At 30.2% G+C, this 17,571-nt stretch carries 19 protein-coding genes; 1 reads left to right on the forward strand and 18 read right to left on the reverse strand.

All coding sequences use genetic code 11. From position 1 onward, the window contains the following. Window positions 1–52 precede the first annotated feature (52 nt). The 17 genes from FHK87_RS13550 to FHK87_RS13630 all read right to left on the reverse strand — a co-directional run bounded on the left by FHK87_RS13550 (window position 53) and on the right by FHK87_RS13630 (window position 16,386). Complete coding sequence (locus tag FHK87_RS13550) at window positions 53–1,189, reverse strand: helix-turn-helix domain-containing protein (RefSeq protein WP_140593830.1); 1,137 nt, start codon at window positions 1,187–1,189, stop codon at window positions 53–55. A 129-nt stretch (window positions 1,190–1,318) separates the two neighbouring features. Then, complete coding sequence (locus FHK87_RS13555; protein ID WP_140593832.1) at window positions 1,319–2,188, reverse strand: ankyrin repeat domain-containing protein; 870 nt, start codon at window positions 2,186–2,188, stop codon at window positions 1,319–1,321. Between the two features lie 645 nt (window positions 2,189–2,833). Continuing rightward, the gene (locus tag FHK87_RS13560; RefSeq protein WP_140593835.1) at window positions 2,834–3,571 is read right to left on the reverse strand and encodes a hypothetical protein; all 738 of its coding nucleotides are present in this window, start codon (window positions 3,569–3,571) and stop codon (window positions 2,834–2,836) included. 24 nt (window positions 3,572–3,595) lie between these two features. Next, window positions 3,596–4,027: a hypothetical protein gene (locus tag FHK87_RS13565; RefSeq protein WP_140593837.1), complete on the reverse strand. Its 432-nt coding sequence runs from the start codon at window positions 4,025–4,027 to the stop codon at window positions 3,596–3,598. Between the two features lie 230 nt (window positions 4,028–4,257). Then, the gene (locus FHK87_RS13570; protein WP_140593839.1) at window positions 4,258–5,055 is read right to left on the reverse strand and encodes a hypothetical protein; all 798 of its coding nucleotides are present in this window, start codon (window positions 5,053–5,055) and stop codon (window positions 4,258–4,260) included. A 96-nt stretch (window positions 5,056–5,151) separates the two neighbouring features. Next, window positions 5,152–5,916, reverse strand: a complete 765-nt coding sequence (locus FHK87_RS13575; RefSeq protein ID WP_140593841.1) for an SH3 domain-containing protein — start codon at window positions 5,914–5,916, stop codon at window positions 5,152–5,154. Between the two features lie 864 nt (window positions 5,917–6,780). Beyond that, window positions 6,781–7,626 carry a toxin-antitoxin system YwqK family antitoxin gene (locus FHK87_RS13580; protein WP_140593843.1) on the reverse strand — a complete coding sequence of 282 codons (846 nt, stop codon included), beginning with the start codon at window positions 7,624–7,626 and terminating at the stop codon, window positions 6,781–6,783. Between the two features lie 732 nt (window positions 7,627–8,358). Then, on the reverse strand, window positions 8,359–9,096 hold the full coding sequence (locus FHK87_RS13585) for a DUF6733 family protein (protein WP_140593845.1): 738 nt from the start codon (window positions 9,094–9,096) through the stop codon (window positions 8,359–8,361). Between the two features lie 189 nt (window positions 9,097–9,285). Next, a complete protein-coding gene (locus tag FHK87_RS13590; protein WP_140593847.1) occupies window positions 9,286–9,741 on the reverse strand; it encodes a DoxX family protein in 456 nt (151 codons plus the stop codon). Window positions 9,742–9,805: 64 nt separating this feature from the next. Continuing rightward, entirely contained in the window at window positions 9,806–10,372 is a 567-nt protein-coding gene (locus FHK87_RS13595; RefSeq protein ID WP_140593849.1) for a Crp/Fnr family transcriptional regulator, read from the reverse strand. Between the two features lie 381 nt (window positions 10,373–10,753). Then, on the reverse strand, window positions 10,754–11,233 hold the full coding sequence (locus tag FHK87_RS13600) for a hypothetical protein (RefSeq protein WP_140593851.1): 480 nt from the start codon (window positions 11,231–11,233) through the stop codon (window positions 10,754–10,756). Window positions 11,234–11,283: 50 nt separating this feature from the next. Further along, complete coding sequence (locus FHK87_RS13605) at window positions 11,284–11,793, reverse strand: hypothetical protein (protein ID WP_140593853.1); 510 nt, start codon at window positions 11,791–11,793, stop codon at window positions 11,284–11,286. Between the two features lie 146 nt (window positions 11,794–11,939). Beyond that, window positions 11,940–12,548 (reverse strand): SMI1/KNR4 family protein, encoded by a 609-nt coding sequence (locus FHK87_RS13610; RefSeq protein WP_140593855.1) that lies wholly within the window; start codon window positions 12,546–12,548, stop codon window positions 11,940–11,942. Window positions 12,549–12,706: 158 nt separating this feature from the next. Beyond that, window positions 12,707–13,714 (reverse strand): DUF2931 family protein, encoded by a 1,008-nt coding sequence (locus tag FHK87_RS13615; protein ID WP_140593857.1) that lies wholly within the window; start codon window positions 13,712–13,714, stop codon window positions 12,707–12,709. A gap of 2 nt (window positions 13,715–13,716) precedes the next feature. Then, a complete protein-coding gene (locus FHK87_RS13620; RefSeq protein WP_140593859.1) occupies window positions 13,717–14,013 on the reverse strand; it encodes a hypothetical protein in 297 nt (98 codons plus the stop codon). Between the two features lie 413 nt (window positions 14,014–14,426). Continuing rightward, a complete protein-coding gene (locus FHK87_RS13625) occupies window positions 14,427–15,470 on the reverse strand; it encodes a serine hydrolase domain-containing protein (RefSeq protein WP_140593861.1) in 1,044 nt (347 codons plus the stop codon). A 283-nt stretch (window positions 15,471–15,753) separates the two neighbouring features. Further along, window positions 15,754–16,386: a LysE family translocator gene (locus FHK87_RS13630; RefSeq protein ID WP_140593862.1), complete on the reverse strand. Its 633-nt coding sequence runs from the start codon at window positions 16,384–16,386 to the stop codon at window positions 15,754–15,756. Between the two features lie 125 nt (window positions 16,387–16,511). Here FHK87_RS13630 and FHK87_RS13635 point away from each other — a divergent pair, with 125 nt between their 5' ends. Beyond that, window positions 16,512–16,973, forward strand: coding sequence for an Lrp/AsnC family transcriptional regulator (locus FHK87_RS13635; protein WP_140593864.1), 462 nt, complete (start codon window positions 16,512–16,514; stop codon window positions 16,971–16,973). 82 nt (window positions 16,974–17,055) lie between these two features. Here the strand turns inward: FHK87_RS13635 and FHK87_RS13640 are convergent, their stop codons facing one another. Further along, entirely contained in the window at window positions 17,056–17,517 is a 462-nt protein-coding gene (locus tag FHK87_RS13640; protein WP_140593866.1) for a hypothetical protein, read from the reverse strand. Between the last annotated feature and the right edge of the window lie 54 nt (window positions 17,518–17,571).

Below are 17,571 nucleotides of genomic sequence, written 5' to 3' on the forward strand. Positions count from 1 at the left end.
ATAATGGATTGTTCGAACTTATAGAGTCGAACAACTTAGCAAGAAAACAATTTTAGTTTGTAGTCTGTTGTTTTCTATAATTACTAGGAGATACACCGGTTATCTTTTTAAATGTAGTATTGAAGGTAGTTTTGGAATTAAAACCGGATTCAAAGGCTATACCCAACATATTTAAATGTTTTTTGTTCGGGTCAACCAGGATTTTTTTGCTTTCTTCTACCCGATATTCATTAATAAAGCTATAAAAATTTTTATGAAAATGGGTGTTTAGAAAATACGATAAGAAATGAGATTTCATTTGTAACCCAGTTGCCAATTTAGGCAGTGTGATATTGCTTTCCAGGTAGGGCTGTTTCTCTATCATATATTGCAAAATGACACTTTTGACTTCCTCAATTTTTGAGGCAGATAACGCAAAATTTTCTGTATCGGGTTGCTGCTGATGTTTTATTACCTTATCAATATTTTCTAATTGTGTTTTTTCATACGGGAAAATTTCTTTCTGAAGTACAATGTGATACCCCATATAAAACAACAATAAAAACTCTACAACATCTGCAATATAAATAAGTGTATAAGAGCTACTAAAACTGAATATGATCTCGGTAAATATCAGTGTCGTTGGAGCTAATAGTAAATAGAGTAGCCATTTTAAATCAATCCTGTACACATCAGCAGATAGGTATCTAATAGATTTTTGATGTTTTAATATTGTCAGTGATGATTTTACTAGAGTAAAAATACAGAATGCTATGAAAAAGATATCGTACCATGGTTGATACCATTCATTTTCGGTAATGAATACGTCTTCACTAAAAAAAGAAAAAGATTTTAATAGAATATCAACTCCCCAAGGAATACATAAAATAACATCATTTCTAGTTAGGGTTTTGATGGGTTTTACAAAAGAATGAACCGCCAGGTAAAGAGAAATGGGTATAAGAAAAACGATAATTTCCTTGCAAAAAAACAATAAAGAATGAGTAAAATTGTCATTGAACTCTCTTAAGGGATCAATCAAAAAAACAAGGCTGAGTCCCAGGATAAATACAGTTAACCACCTATTGGCTACTTTATTTACTTTCTTAGAAATGGTAAAAGTAATAGTAGTAAGCAATATAGTAATTCCAAATTTTGTGGATAGAAAAATTACAAAGAGGATATCTATATCAGAGAAGTCATGACTCATTATATGCCATTTTCGAATTTAGTTTAAAACTTTTGAAATACTTAAAATTCATTGTGTTTTACTCTTAGGTGAGTACGTCTTTTGGTATTACTTTTCTGTTTGTCATTATTACTTCATGTGTATTAATTGCTATTCCTTTACATTTAAGCTGTTAAATAAGTTTATTAATTCAGTTTGCTTTTTTTCTATTAATATTTCCAAAGTAGAAATTCCATCAGAGTTTTTATAATTAATATCTCCACCTCTTTCAATCATTGATTTAACTCTTTCAAATTTATCATGATTTGATGCAGAGAATAGAGCAGTATTTAATTTATATTTTTCATCATCAACACTATTTTCCTTAGGCAGTTGAGGAATTTGTTCCATTCTTAAATTAGAGACACCCATATTTTTTAATGCATCAGCAACAGTTTGACTAATAACTATTTGGTAGCTTTCGTGTTTGATTCTAAAAACGTCTGGGATATCTTCTAATTTATGAGAATCAAGAATTATTTCTTCTGTATTACTTTGTGATTCATCAAAAAAGAAAGTAAACTCTGAAGCCTGATAATTTAAAACATCTAACTTCAATAGTGGGTTTATTAAAAAATAGTTTGTGGGTAATTCAAACATCGTATCCCTAAGCCCAATTCGGATACATTCTGTTGAATTTTTATCGTAAAATTTGTAAAGTACATTTTTAATCTTTTCATTAACAATTAATTCCCCGGTACATCCTAAAACATCTCCCCATTTTTTTTGATTTTCCGGATATTCATCTAATTGTGCAGCTGCAAACATCTCATTCCAATTTGCCTTATGCTCCCTATCTGAATAAAGGTCAGTTAATAAAATATCAGGATTGCTTTTTTCATATAGTGCATTTTTTTCATATATGTACTGATTACCATATTGATAAACTCTTTTATCTTTATCTTCACCCGAGAAAAAATTGTTTTCCACACTTATGTACTCATTTCTATTTCCGTAAGTATCTAAAAAATAATAATCCATTTTATATTTTATAACGTTTAAATTATGTGTCGTAGCAGTACAAATGCTACCCTTTTTTTTGACAAAAACCGTATAGTGATTGTTACCTTTTTCATTTCGCAAGCATTGTCCCTATCCAAAAATACAACAACCATTTGATTGCTATGAATGTGTATCTGTAGTTTTACACCATTTTTAGTTTACTCTATTATCCCTTTCCGATGAATTTGGTTTGTAAATAAAACTCTGTGATTATCCAAAGTCCAATAAAAATTAAAGTAATCAACAACGTTCTATTTAGTCTGCTCACATTTTTTCCAATCAAATATTTTAAATGGAAAATTATCAGTCCGAGTAAAGTCAAAGAAATTATCAATCGGATTGAGCTAAATTGTCCTTTTGTTAAGTTATAATAACTATACATATTTCCCCAAATTCCATTTCGGTTAGATATTGTTGAGTAATACATCCAACCATAAAATCCAGAAAAAAATCCGAATATCGGAATAATGAGAATTGACAATATCCAATGATAAGGTTTTAGCTTTTTATCCATTTTCAACTTCTATTAAGATTCGAGTTTGGCAATTGGGCATATCATTTTTTCTAGCCTACGTTTGTTTTCTGAAGGGAGCAAATGAAATATATAAACTGTTATCAAATGTCTTATTTAACTCTTCTAAATTCAACTAAATCTCCACTTTTATGCGAACAAAAAATTATCATTTTTTCTTCATTAACATCTATAATAGGAAATAACTTTGACCCAAATCTTGAACCGCTTATAAACAAATTATTCTTCTCAATTTCAATAATCCTGTAGAAATATTTGTCAGAATTTAAATTAATATTTTTACCGTGATAATTTTTCAGTGTTATTATTTTTTCATTTTTAATATCAGATCCATAAATCATAGAAAAATCAACAATAAAATTGTGTCCATTTAAATATTCATGAATTTTTTCTAATTTAATTTTTTTATTAGCTCTTATTCTTCTGTATACCTGAATATTGTTCTTGTCTTGATAAAATTTCAAAGTATCATTTGATAAATATGAATACATAGATTTTTTGCCCTTAGGATGTTTAATCTCAAGTGAATCATTTCTTTTTATATAAGCACCTCCTTTTTTAAAAGCATCTTCGAAATCTTCTTTGCCAAAACTCCAAGTGAGTATAGAATCATTAGTTTGTTTTAAAACTCCTTTACAAGATTCTTTATAAGACTTAGAAAAGTCTTTTTCGTAATTACCTTTAGTTAATTTGTATTCATAAATCCAAAAGTTTTCTTGTGAGAAGATAAAAGATGCTTGTAATAATAGAAATGAAAATAATAGGTTTTTAATTTTCAAAATGATTTGTTCTTTCTTTAAATATTTGTCAACGTTTCTTCTATATTTCATTTTGTTACACGTAGCTTTTTGGGATTACCCATCTACAGAGACTCCAACTTGCTTATTATTCTCAAAATATACATTAAAGAAGTAATAAGGAGTCTTTTTTTCGTGAAATGCTAATTCAAACCCATCATTATTTACTGAAATACTATTCACCTCAAAATGTTTTTCTATTGATATAAATTCCATTTCTGCATTGTTGAAACATTCTTTCAGAGCTTTTTCTGATTCAGATTTGATCTCTGACTCATTATTCAAAGCATTTATCAAAATCTGTTTTTGATGTTCCGAGATTTTTTCTTTATCCCCATCGATTAAGATTTCAATGTCAGCATCCAAAAATTGTTTTCTAAACGTCCAGTTTACATTATTTTCACGGACACTAAAACTCTCAATCTCTCCAAAATCAAGGTCTATTATTCTCAATTTTTTGCTTCCAAATAGTTTTCCAAATATTCCCATTAGTTTGATTTAATTTGGTTGATTTTAATTATGTATAACGTTTTGTATAATGACAAGTAAGGTGATATAAAACGATAAACTTTCAAGTTTGTATTAAGACAAAACACTATACTTTGTTTTTAATTTATTTATTTCAAAAGCCAAGTAAACGATTTACCTATGTGTAAATAGGGTTCAACTTTCGTAAATCATAGAGTGCCCTATTTGCTGTATACAGTGTTGAAATGTGTTTATTTTTCAAATTCATTTGCTAACAATTTATCTAAATCCCTCCAAAAGACAACAGAATATCCTGCACAATTTTGCTGTGAGTTACTATTTGTCGTTATTAATTTGAAACATTCTTCTTTTGGTTTATACTTAGCAACAGTTTCTGCCAGCATGAACTGTGTTTTTTCACCTTGAATTGTTCTAAATTTTAGTTTAGAGATTTTATTGATGTCTATTTTGTCTTTTGAAAGAAGTTCATTTTTAATCGGTAATTCCTTTTCAAACCAATTAATCAACTCACAAATTGCAGACCTACCACCCTTATCTTGATGAATTCCAATCACTCTAAATAGAGCTTTATTCTCCAGTCTATTTTGATAACTAAAAATATCGCCAATATTAAATTTTGATTCCTCCCGATATACTTTAGTAATTCTTTTTTCTTTTGGTTGATCGGTTAGAAGCTGTTGTTTGAGTTTTGCAATAACAGTCTCTCTTTTTTTAAAGTTCTTCGGATCTTCTTTCCATCTTTCCAAATCAGATCTACTGTCAATAATTTTAAGAGTATTTTTTAGAACTCGATCAATTAGTCTTCCAGTCTTCCATTGAGTGTCCGCTAATGCAAACCAAAACACTGAATTCTCATCACTATCATCTATCAAATCTTTATATTCTTTTTCAAGCATACAAGTGGCTTCCTCTGAATTAAACCCATCTCCAATTAATTGCTTAAAATCATCTCTGATATCGCATGCTAAGTCATCTGAATATATAGCTGGACCCCAAGTTCCCATAAATGTCTTTTTTTCTCTATTCAAAAGCCAAATTTAAAAATTTGGCGGTCTTTATAAATAAGTGTAAACCTTTTAGATTAACAATTAGTAACGATATTTTACAGGCCTTGTATAGGTGTTTTATTCTTGTTGTAGCCAATTAAACTTTTCGTCTTTCCAAAATACAAAACCACCTCCACAACTTTCAGAAGCGTGCATATACAAAGAATTATAATTTAGTATAATTCTTTTGTTTTCAGGAACATCTTTAAAATCAATAAAATCATCTTCGTAATTTGACCATAAAACTTCTCCTTTGTTAACTTTTTCAAAAATACCAATCCAACTATAATCTGTTATATTGAAAGGGTCGTTTTCATTTCCCAATATGTATATTTTAGTTTCAACTCCTTTATTGATAAATCCAACTTTTGTTTCTCCATTAGAGTTTTTTAATAGGATTACAATGTCATTTTTTTTATCTCCAAAAAAATCACCTTTTAAATAAAAAGGGGTAATTTTTGTATTTAAAGTTAGTTCATCAAATTCTGAATATTTGGCAATTTCATTTTCAATTTCTTTGACACTTTCCGTTTTCCGTTTCAAGTATCCATCAAATACATATCCATATTCAGCACTAGAAATGAAAGTAGGGAAGTTTTGAAAGTTTATTTTCACCCAATTTCCTTCTATTTTTTCTCCATTGTCTACTATAGTTTGACTATTTTCAGTTTTCTCAATTATGCTGACTTCTGCACCAAAATATAGTTTTCCTATTTTCTTTCCTTTTCCATTAGGTTCTTGTCTCAAAAACAAGCCATTTTCAGCAACTACAATAAATTCATTTTGACAATAAATTAAGGTTGTCAAGAATAAAGTTATGAGTAATATTATTGATTGTTTCATATTAATGGTAATGTTGTGTTTATAGTACGTAGCGGGCTGAAAACCATTATGGCCTCATACACTTTGTTAGACATAATTTCAACTAAAAAGTTCTTTTATTTTTCCCAACCTTTTTCATCAATAAAAAGTTTTTCAGGAATCTCTCCGTATTTATCAAATATTGCACTTTTAGGAATTATATTTAGTTGATATTGCCAAATAGCCATTTTTTGATTTTAATAATGCACAACAACAAAATAAAGAATATATGTCTTTTACATTCTATATATGTTTATTTACAAATCTAGCAGAATTATAATTATATCTCAATACTCAAAAACGTTATGATCTCATATCTCTACAGCTGTGTATCAAAAAACTATACTATTGATTCTCAAAATTTTTAATAAACTCGATAATATCTTGTTTAGAATCTACACCTATTTTTTACGAATATGAGATCGAGAGGATTTTATAACCGATACGGTAGTATCTTGTGATTTACTAATTTTGTTGGTTGCAAGTCCTAAGGTCATTGGACTTAATAATTCTTTTTCTTTTAATTGTGAGAAATGTTTATCGAGAATCACTTTGAAATCCAGGCTTACTTTGTTGAGGTAAGTGGGATTGAATTGTATATAAAACACAAATTGTAGCTGTAATACGTAATAGTCTTTTCATATAAGGGGCTTTTAAATTGTGCGACAAAATTATAGTAACAGCCTAGAAAATAATATAAGAGGGGGTTGCAAAAGGGTTGCAGGATTGATTTTTATGAGTATTCAACACTTCTAAGATGGGTATAAGCAGAGGTTACGATATTTTTTGAAGAGTATTAAAAGTATATTATCGTACACAAGATTTTTTTAGATCAAGGGAGAGTTACTAAGGATGGAATCCACACAACGTTATTAAACCGACTTTGATTTTATCATATTCTTCTTTAGAAATCACTTTACCGTTTGTATCCAAAGTAATTTGATTAGGGAAATTTTGGATGTTGATATGCTGTTTTTTTAACACATACCCTTGGGCAATATACTCGACATAACTATTAGCTTGTATGTCATAACGATCTATCTCAATAAAAAATATTCCATCAAAATCAGTAAGTACTGCACGACTATCTTTTTCTGAAAGTTTAAAATGTACCAGCGTATTTACAATAGGATTCTCTTGTTCATTAACAAGTTTACCTATTAATGTAACTTTTCTTTTGAATAGGAACAATGGGTCTTGTCCTTCTACATGCTCTTTTATTTCTTCAATCAAACCATTGGTATAAGTACACCATACCCCATATTTTTTGCCTTCAATAAGTTTGCCCTCTTCTTTTATGATTCCGTTTTTATCATACGCTCTCCAATACCCGCTACCTTTCGTAAAATTGGTTTCATAGATAGGTATGCCTTTATGAAAAACTTTGTACGCACCATCTAATAAACCTTTATCAAAAGTTTTAAGGATTGATACAGAGTCTTTGTGGGTATAATAATGCCATACGCCTTGTTTTAGGTTATTATAAAAAGCCCCCTGAGCTTCGCTTATTTGAGAAGTATAATCTATATAGCCGATACGATGTACCCCATTATCAAAACGTAATGTATCAAATTCTTTGTATTGATACGCTACCTGATAAGGAGACTCTATCAAAGAAATAAGTATCTCTTGTGCAGAGCACATCATGATATGACCAATACTCAACCATATGATTAACACTCTATTTCTCATAATATCTTTTTAGTTTTGATGGCATTGTACTGGCAAGATAAACAGAAGTTGTTTGATCTTATTTACGTTTTATGTAATTATTTGTTTTTTGAAGGGTTTAATTTATAACTAATTCTTATAAATAGTAAAAGAAAGAATTAGCACCTGTTCCAGAAATCATTTGCCATCTACCCACCATTCATCAGAAATCTTTTTGTATTGTTTTTGAGTGAAGTTGAGCATTTATAATTTCAAAAAATGTACGACATCTTCATTTGGTTGCTACATAGCATAGCAAAAACAAAAAGTAGTAGTTACGTTTCCTCGAAAACGAAGTACTATTTCTTGGAATCATGATTGCTGTTTTTTTAATATACCCCCTTACCGATAAGGGGTATGGGTCTTAATGAAGTACCTCGAGGCCATACTAAAGTACTTCGAGGGTATCCAATAAGGGTTGTCGACCCAAAAGTAAAGACCTATTGCCCTTTATTTTTGGCATTTGTGCCCTAAAACAAAGGCCCCCCCCCTTCTCGTATGGGGTAACAGGCCATAAAAGATCAGCTCTAGGTACTTCATCGACACCTAGAGGTATTCTGCTAAGGGGTAAAAAGAGTATCCAAAGACCTAAAACCAATAAAAACCGCTCAGAAGAGCGGTTTTATTATTGAAACTTTTTATCATCCTCTTATAGATTCTATATAATACAAAAAAAGATTACTCTTTTCTTTACGATGTATATTTATCTACTTGTTACAGAGAAGTAAAGAAGGTCAACTTGTAAAAATCATTTTGAGAAAAGGCCTCACTATCCTCTGCATTCCATCCTCCCGAAAATCTTAAACCTGTGCCTTTTTTTTGAAGTTGAACATAAGGGCCTATCCAAAGATAACCATCTGCCCTGTCTAAATCATCTCCTCCATTAACATCTCCTCCAGATAAGAACAGTTGCTCAAAATGCGCTCCAAAAGAAAAAACAGACGATACTTTGTGTCCTAAATTTGCCCAATAGTGTACATAATTATTGGTTGCTTCACCTGCCTCTGTATTATCTCTTAATGCAAGATAATATCCAAAATAAAACTGTCCTTCGAATTTGTCAGAACCATAGTTTACAGTTAGGTTAGGAACAATCCCATCACCAATGATACCTTCTTGATTTGCCCCACTAGACAATAAGCTACCCATAGTAAAACCTAATTGTGGATTGATATCAAAATTACCTGTGGTAAAATTATATCCTAAACCAACTTCGGTCCATTGTCCCCAGTCACTACCTGTACCAGCACCCCATTGGATACCATAAGCTGTAATAGAACCTGTTTCTGACAGTTCGTAAGCACCTGTCATCATTGGATTAAAACCAAAAAAAGCATCAAGATTTAAACTAAGACCAAAACTTAGTTTGTCTTCTGTATTCGCTGTATCATCTTGAGCGAAGCCAGAACTTAGTATTGCCACTAAGGCAATTGTTGTGAAGATTTTTTTCATTGTAGTTAAAATTATTTGTTAATAAAAGTGTATTGTGTTGGCCCAAATGTAGTAATTATCTTAAAAAATACGTATTAATACGTATAGGTTTACGTAATTAATACTTAGTTATGCTTTTTAGGTAAGTATTGTTTAAATAAGAGGCTTTTTTTTGAGTATTTATTAAACAGTATTTTATTTAATTTTTTTTCACAGCATTCGGATTGTGCTAATATAAGTCCAAAGAATAAACAGAAATTGTAATGGAATTCTAAACCATAGGTAAGTAAGACCATTGCCATCAAAGGTCCCTTTTTGATAATCAATATGATGGATAGAGGCATAAATATTTGCTGGTAGCATCAGTACTAAAAAAATAATTAAAGCCCATCCGCTAATTACTTTTAATCCAGGGATAAGCAAGCCAATTGCTACCAGAATTTCAAAAAGTCCTGTGATATAAACAAGGCTTGTTTTGAATGGGATACATTGTGGTATCATCATAGACATCCCTTTGGTAAATGCAACATGCGCAATTGCCGTAAAGCATAGCATTACTGACATTGCTATTCTTGCTGATAACCCAAAATCATATGCTTTGTTCACGATTTTTACCACAAAAATGGCTATTACAAAACTTGATACGAGTACAATTAATGGTTTCATATTATTTTTCTTTAATTCATTTACAAAATTGATAAATGATTATAGAGCTGGCAATGAACCCAGATTAAGTAATTCGTTTGCGTATCCTACTTAGGGCTTGAGGGGTAACACCGATATAAGAGGCAATGTATTTTAATGGGATTTGTTGTAATAGTTTTGGACGTTCTGAGAATAGGTCCAAGTAGCGTTCTTCTGCCGTTTTGTTTAGTAGTGCAATTTCCCTTTTTGACTTTATCAAAAACATGTTTTCTGCCATTCTTCTTCCAATTACATTTCCGCTTTCGGTTTTGTCATAAACTTCTTGGAGGTCTTTGAATGATATTTGCCACAACGTTGTGTTGGTCAACGTTTCGATTTGATATTCTGAAGGGGTTTGAGTAATAAAGGAATCATAAGCAGTAACAAATTGGTTTTCAAATAAAAATCCAAAGGTTAATTCATTATCTTCTTGTGGGATATAAAATCTTACTATCCCCTTGGATATAAAGGATAAGTAGTTCTCGATCATTCCGACTTTTATTAGCGTAGAGTGTTTATCTAATTCTTGCTTATGCAGTTTTGAAGAAAAAAAGGCCCAATCAGAACTACTTATTGGATATATCTGGTCTATGAACTTTTTAATTTCTTCCATTCTGTAGGGTTTTTAGCTTGTGAGTAACGCCTCTTCTATCTCGTGTTTTAATGTAGTTGGGTTTTGTTGTGAGAAGTTGTTCTTTATTTTTTTATTTTTATTGTGATTGGATATTTTTTTCCACTCATATATGTATAACCTGACACTATAATCCAATTATCATGGATACTCAGGTTTATTTCTACATCATTATGCTCCATAAAGTACAAAGCTGTTTCACAAATTTTGCTTCAACGATTTCTAAATCGTAATCTTTTTTCTCAATCAGATCAAAATAAAGTTGTTTCGAATCTTTTTTCATAATTACCTATTGCGATCCGGTTAAGAAATCGTTGCATTAGTTTTCATTGCATACCCCATTTATTTCACTTTTTCGTTTTATTATCCCAATTGCTTTCTTAAAAACCTAACCCAAAAATTCCATTTCGTCGATTTTTGATGTTCAATAAAGTTATTTTCTAGCTTATCAAATCCATCTTCAATCAATGCATTGTGCAAAGATTTAATTCCTAAAATCCAGAGTAAAGTTCCTTTTCCACGTGTATGCATATCTATAGTATGCTTGATTTCAGTTTTTTCTTTGGTCAATTCTGTCAGTTCAAACTTGTGAATTCCATTGAAACCATGTGGTTTTAAAAATCTAAACTCGATTATTTCACTCGGATTATATCTCTCAATACAATATTTTATTGGTCCATGTCCTCCTTTCGACCCAATTTTTATTCCGTCTTGAAACTTCATTGTGGGCCATTTTTCTTTTGGCCATATTTTATCATCATCAGTAGCTAAAGTTTCTAGAAGTTCTGTTATTCTACTTCTCGGTTGATTTAATACTCGTTTATGAATATTGATGACTTTCATTTTTTATTCAGAGCTTTATTTAGACATGTTGCGGTGTCTTTTTTATTCTTTCACGGAAATTTTAGTCCAAGTTCATTTACATCTTTGTCGATTTTTACCCATTCAATACTGTCGTGAATGTCTTTTCCAACGGGGCTAACAATCATAAATAGGTCTGTCAAATAAATCACTTCTACAGTTCTCTTATTATATCCTAAAGTTCCGACATCTTGCATCTGAAATTCAACTTTTTTAAAGTTCAAATGTTTATTTTGATAAATTATCTTTTGAGTTTTCCAGGCAGACGTAGAAAGTATAATTTCTAAAGGTCCTAGTATGAAAACCCCAAGCAATATCAATGTCGGAATTACAGAACCAATAATTTTCCATTTCCTTGATTTCAAAGCCCACAGATTCCACAATAGGGTTATTGGTGTCAAAACTAGTATTCCTAAATAGGTAAATGACTTTATTACCTGACTTTTAATCTCAAATGAGGTTAGCTCATCAAGAAGAAAAAGTAGAATTGTGAGGATGAAAATTCCATTTAAAAGTTTTGATACAATATTCTTGATTACCATCTCTTAAAGGTATGTCTCGTGTATGAGTAGTAGCTGATTTCTATTCAAAAACCTTTCGGTTTTGCTCGAACCATTATTATATTTTGTCTTTCGTTTTTTCATTTAAACCGCTATTACTAGTAGGGCTCATTGTCGATAATCGTTTTTTAATATTTCCATTTTTCTATAATATCTTCTCCAAACATCTCATCTAAAATTTCTTCGCACCATTCTTCTACTTTTTCTTGTCCGATTTCTTGATTGAATAAATCTATTTGACAAGAAATCAGACAACCTTTTATGTAGTCACTTGCATCATCAAATAATTTTGTCAGGAAAGGCTGAGTATCGTGATCGAAATAATAAATTTCTTTAGTTTCACAATGAAAACAAAACATATTTCCATTCCCTAAATAGTCACTAAAAGACACTAAAAAGGGTAAATACTTTTTGTCTTCATCTGAAAAATCTGGTCCATATTCAGGTTGGTCTTTCCAGATGTCTTTTATCCATCCAATTTCGGTAAAATTTTGAAGCTGCTCCCCAATATTGGCAATTCCAAATTTTTGATAAAATAATTTTAAACTATCTGGCAAAGTAGTTCCTAATCTCTTTTCTAATTCAGATAGCTGCTCTACCGAAATTGATTTAGATAGTTCATTCCCCCAGTTATCGGCAAACTCTGTTATAATATACTTCGTCTTATCTAACCAATTTTCATCTCCAATTTTTCCAAATGGAATAATAATATCTGATTTTGATTTAATGTCTATCATTCTATCAAATTATTGTCAACATATATACCTAAGTTCAATCACACATTTGTAGATATTTACAATCATATATATTTAATTATAAACCCCTGTATTGTTGTATAAAGTTAATTGTATTGTCAAAGAATCAATAATCTTTTGTTTGGTTTTTTTAAAATGCTTTATTCTTCTACTTTTAATTTAATTTTACTCGTACTGGTAACAAAAGTTTTAATTCTATCATTGAGACCTTTTCTAATTACAAATACTAGAGTATCGCCGATAGCCAGATTATTTTTCTCTGTTTTGAATTTGGCAATATACTTTTCTGATAGCGAATATGATTTTCTATCTTTTAGTTCACTTTTATTAATATCTATATGTTTTGGAACTCCTGTATAAACTAAATGTTTTGCCGTGTTATTTGCTATATACCGATCAGATTCTTGATTAAAAAAAACTAAATCAGTAGAGGTCACTTCATCAGGAAAACCAATGATTTTTATATAATACTGATACTTTTCTGAGAGGGTTTTCCATTTTTCTATCTCTGCAGGAATATTATTTTTTATGATACTATCGGTTTTTTTGCTTCTTGAATCAAAACCTTCTGGTAAAGCATTTAATAGTTCTTGCCCAGATGCATTCCAATTATAACTATCATACTCTTTTGCTTGATATCTAGCAATCTCTTTTTGAAAAAAATAACTCCCCGATATCCAAACTGTCACCATTCCACCCGGAGCAATCCCAACTCCAAAATTGTATCCATAAACAGGTGATTTGTTATATTTTTGAAATTTTTCCATTCTAGTTTTTTCTAGTTTAAAAAAACTATCTATTTTTTTGTGAGGGAGCTCAAAAGAGCCTTTATATATTTTGCGTTCGCGAAGTGAAATCCAATGAGTGGATATAGTATATGGTAGTGGAAAAGATTCAAACTCATACCCAGAGGTAAATCCCCAATAGGCATTATCTTCTTTATAGTCCTCAGAAACAGTTATAGATTGTATTTCATTTTCGGAAATAAGTTCAAACTTACCCATAATAGGATGTTCTTCTGCTACACTAACAGAAAATGAATAGTTTTTGCGTGCATAGGTTTGATATGTAAGCATTCTCCATATATGCAGTCCTATAAGAATTATAGTAATGATTAAAAAAGTTAAAGTAAGCTTGTGTATTCTCATATCTAATTCTTGAAAGCACTTGCAAGGGCCATAAAATAAGCTAATAGTGCTATTGCTATCAATGTAATTATTACGGCGATAATGCAAAGAATTTTATATATCTTTTTATTTTTAGAAGTATCAAAATATGCTATAAATCCCAACTGAATTGCAGTTACAACCCAAAATATAACAAAATAGTACAATCTCTCGTTTTCACCATCATTTACTTCTAGTAAGAAAGAAAAAAGTAATATTGTATTTATAATAGCTATTACCAATGTTAGAGAGCTATTAAATTTTGGTTTGGTTTTAATCATATTACAAAAAATATATTATCCTTCTTTTTTATTGTTCTCTCTTAATCCTTTAAAGTTTTATGCAATATAGTAATAGTCTGTATCATTCAAATAAAATAGAACAACCTAGTGAGCAATGAGTCTCAAAAACAATAGATAAACGCCTCTACTCAATTACACATTTGTGTATGTTTACAATTATCGATATTTGAGTATAGACGCTTGTATTATCATATAAAATAGTTGTACTCTCAAAAAACCAATAATCTTTTGTTTGGTTCTTTATAGGTCTCTGTATTTTAGTGGTTTTTATTTTCTTATTGATTTGCTTGAGCTAAACCTATGTCTGAGTATAAATCTTTTTGATTTAAGGTTTGTATGCTAAGCACAAGGTTTGATATGAGCAAAATGTCTTGGATTTATAACTATTTCGTCTATTCTTTATAGACATTGTTGGGTGTTTGTGTTTTTATTAATTTCATTATTTCGATATGCACTTTGAATGTTTGTTTGAAATCATCTAAATGACTAGCTGTGTTTTGCAAAACAATTAAGTTCATATTCGTTTGAGGATAGTGGTAACAAGCAGAAGCAAAACCTGGTGCGTACCCTAAAGCGCCTATTTGAATATTTTGTTCTCTTTCTTTAAAAAGTAAGCCATATCCATACTCTACTGTCTCAAAAATTGGATGAATTCTTGTAGCGAATCTTGTTGACATTAGTTCTAAAGTCTTTTTCGAAACCAATTGCCCTGAGTATAATTTTTCATTCCACTTTTTTAGGTCTATTGCATTTGAGATAAATCCACCTGCCGGAACAAAATTGTCTAAACTATTGGTTGCAAATACTAAAACTCTATTTTCGTTTTCTTCATAACCTTTTACAAGTTGCTTATACTTTTTACTGTTTGGATGAAATGTATTATCAAATCCGTATTCATGAAAAAAATCAGTTGATAAGCTTTCAAATGTTTGACTTGTAATTTTTTGAAGAATTTGTGCAAGTAATTCATAACCCAATTGTGAGTAATGAAATTTGGAACCTTGTTCGAATTCTAATGGTTTGTTTACATCAACAATCCCGTGTGTATGAGTTAACAGTTGGTGAATTGTCACTTTTTTTGCCCAAGGTTGAATAATTTGTGTCAAATATTGATCAATCGTATCATCAAGATTAATTTTACCTTTTTCGTACTCTCGCAAAATCAGCACAGCTGTAATCTGTTTGCTTATTGATCCTATTACAAATTGGTCTTTTAGATTCAATGTGGTTTCATTTTCTAAATCCGAAAACCCTATTGCTTTTGAATAAACAGTAGTTGAATCGGAAGAAATTAAAATCACACCATTGAATTTTTGTTTTTTTAGAATTGAATCAATCTGTGATGATAAATCGAGGGAGTAATCTTTTTTTTTCTGCTTGTTTGTTTGACAAGAGATTAAAAGGGATAAGGTTAAGATTAGAAAGCTAAATTTCATTAAATGCTAAGTTTTTCAAATGACGCCCAACAACAATATATGTACCTAAATTCAATTATACATTTGTACATGTTTACAATTATGCATACTTAATTCTAAACACCACTGTTGTTGTATAAAAGTAGGTGTATTCTCAAAAAAATCAACAATCTTTTGTTTGGTTTTTCTTTCTTTTTTAAACCTTAACAAAGGTATAAAACTGAATATCAACACATAAAAGAATAGCTTCGTTAAAGATCAACCATTAAGGGTTGTAGCATAAAAGTACCTAGTTGCGTTGTGGTTATTGTTTTGTAAAAGCTAATTTGATGCCTAAAGCAATAAATATCCCTCCTGTTATCTTGTCTAACCACTTCTTTATCTTATAATTTTTTCTAATCGTATTAGACAACCTAGATGAGAACATTGCTAATGCCAAGCACCAAATTGTTCCGGTTGTAACAAAAGTTAAACCCAGAATTAAAAAAGGAAGAAAACTTTGTGAATAGTCGGGATTGATAAATTGAGGTAAAAAAGCAAGGAAGAACAAAGCCACTTTTGGATTTAATACATTTGTTAGGATTCCTGAAACATATATTTTTCTATAATTAACTTGTAGGCTATTATTTTGTAGTTCAAAATTTGGGTCTGGTTTTGTAGTTAGCATTTTAATTCCCAGGTAAATTAGATAAGCGGCTCCTACATATTTTACAATTTCAAACGCTAATGCAGATTTAGCCAAAATTATAGAAAGCCCCAATGCTGCAAAAAGGCAATGAATAAGTGCTCCTGTTGCAATTCCTAAGGCAGATAATGTTCCTGCTTTTTTTCCTTGAGATATACTTCTTCCAAGAATATACATTGTATCTGCCCCGGGTGTTAGGTTTAAAACTATTCCCGCTAGGATAAATGCTTCAAAATTGGTTATTCCAAACATAATTTTTAATTTTTATTTTATGATATGAAATTATGCTAAAAAATATGTCTACTCAAATGGATTCAACTGTTAAAGTCGGTATTTTAGCAAAAAACAATGGTTAATTTTAATAAAAACAATTGATTATGGTTAAAGATGATTTTGATTGGAAAATAATAGACTTACTTCAAAAAAACTCGCGATTTTCTTTTGCTCAGATCAGTCGTGAAATCGGGTTATCTCCATCGGCCGTTGCAGAACGAATTCAGCGTCTTGAAGATGAAAATGTTATTAAAAAGCATATTAGCATAATAGACCCTAAAAAAGTGGGGTATTCATTAAAGGCATATATTACCTTTAGTATTAAAGATTTTCAGAAATATGAAAGGTTTTTAGAATCTATCGAAGAATTTCCGGAAATAATTGATTGTTCTAGAGTTACAGGAAATGATTGTTTAATCATGAAAGTTGTCCTGGTAGATAACACTCATCTAGAGAATTTAGTAAATCGCTTATCTGTCTACGGAAGCCCCTCTACATCTGTTGTATTATCAGATATCCTAACTAATGCTTCACTAAAATTTCCAAGATTTGATATTAACATTTGAACGTTTTAATATCATTTATCCCTTATTAGTATAAGTTTTTTAGTTTAGGGTTTGTTTGCTATGCTTTATACACGGTATTTTTCTAATCATTTAGTTTTGTAAATATTATGGTATGATCAGACTTTGAAATCGAAAAAATTAATTCTTTTGATTTTCTATATTCTGTCGGTTTATTCCATTCACCATGATATGTAACAGAATCAACAGAAATCGCTATCTTATTTTTATCAATAAATTTACACTTCCCAACCACGGTAGTAAAATAGTCATTACCGCAAGGAGCCACATACTGGCTAGTGTAGCTTTCTTTGTTTGAAAAAGCGGTCAGATTTCCTGCAAATTTTCTTTGAGTATACTTTGTCAAAGTATACTTCTTAACCTTATCGTTTAACCCTAAGATTTTGTCTGTTATCCAGATTTCATTTTCAAGTTCAGTTTTATAACTGTTCTCCGAACTTTTCATTTCTTGTCCTCTTACACATAAACTAAAAAACAAAATTGTAAAAATCGGTATACTCTGTTTTAATACTATTTTTTTAATCATAATACTTTGTTTAAAAGCACTCAAGGTCATATATAATATGATGAGCTAATGTTG

This window comes from Aquimarina algicola (genome assembly GCF_006443095.1).
Lineage (GTDB): Bacteria > Bacteroidota > Bacteroidia > Flavobacteriales > Flavobacteriaceae > Aquimarina > Aquimarina algicola.

Bases quoted from the DNA above. Each gene is read 5' to 3' on its own strand.
- FHK87_RS13550 (WP_140593830.1), bottom strand. From the start codon at position 1,189: ATGAGTCATGACTTCTCTGATATAGATATCCTCTTTGTAATTTTTCTA.
- FHK87_RS13555 (WP_140593832.1), bottom strand. From the start codon at position 2,188: ATGGATTATTATTTTTTAGATACTTACGGAAATAGAAATGAGTACATA.
- FHK87_RS13560 (WP_140593835.1), bottom strand. From the start codon at position 3,571: ATGAAATATAGAAGAAACGTTGACAAATATTTAAAGAAAGAACAAATC.
- FHK87_RS13565 (WP_140593837.1), bottom strand. From the start codon at position 4,027: ATGGGAATATTTGGAAAACTATTTGGAAGCAAAAAATTGAGAATAATA.
- FHK87_RS13575 (WP_140593841.1), bottom strand. From the start codon at position 5,916: ATGAAACAATCAATAATATTACTCATAACTTTATTCTTGACAACCTTA.
- FHK87_RS13580 (WP_140593843.1), bottom strand. From the start codon at position 7,626: ATGAGAAATAGAGTGTTAATCATATGGTTGAGTATTGGTCATATCATG.
- FHK87_RS13585 (WP_140593845.1), bottom strand. From the start codon at position 9,096: ATGAAAAAAATCTTCACAACAATTGCCTTAGTGGCAATACTAAGTTCT.
- FHK87_RS13590 (WP_140593847.1), bottom strand. From the start codon at position 9,741: ATGAAACCATTAATTGTACTCGTATCAAGTTTTGTAATAGCCATTTTT.
- FHK87_RS13595 (WP_140593849.1), bottom strand. From the start codon at position 10,372: ATGGAAGAAATTAAAAAGTTCATAGACCAGATATATCCAATAAGTAGT.
- FHK87_RS13600 (WP_140593851.1), bottom strand. From the start codon at position 11,233: ATGAAAGTCATCAATATTCATAAACGAGTATTAAATCAACCGAGAAGT.
- FHK87_RS13605 (WP_140593853.1), bottom strand. From the start codon at position 11,793: ATGGTAATCAAGAATATTGTATCAAAACTTTTAAATGGAATTTTCATC.
- FHK87_RS13610 (WP_140593855.1), bottom strand. From the start codon at position 12,548: ATGATAGACATTAAATCAAAATCAGATATTATTATTCCATTTGGAAAA.
- FHK87_RS13615 (WP_140593857.1), bottom strand. From the start codon at position 13,714: ATGAGAATACACAAGCTTACTTTAACTTTTTTAATCATTACTATAATT.
- FHK87_RS13620 (WP_140593859.1), bottom strand. From the start codon at position 14,013: ATGATTAAAACCAAACCAAAATTTAATAGCTCTCTAACATTGGTAATA.
- FHK87_RS13625 (WP_140593861.1), bottom strand. From the start codon at position 15,470: ATGAAATTTAGCTTTCTAATCTTAACCTTATCCCTTTTAATCTCTTGT.
- FHK87_RS13630 (WP_140593862.1), bottom strand. From the start codon at position 16,386: ATGTTTGGAATAACCAATTTTGAAGCATTTATCCTAGCGGGAATAGTT.
- FHK87_RS13635 (WP_140593864.1), top strand. From the start codon at position 16,512: ATGGTTAAAGATGATTTTGATTGGAAAATAATAGACTTACTTCAAAAA.
- FHK87_RS13640 (WP_140593866.1), bottom strand. From the start codon at position 17,517: ATGATTAAAAAAATAGTATTAAAACAGAGTATACCGATTTTTACAATT.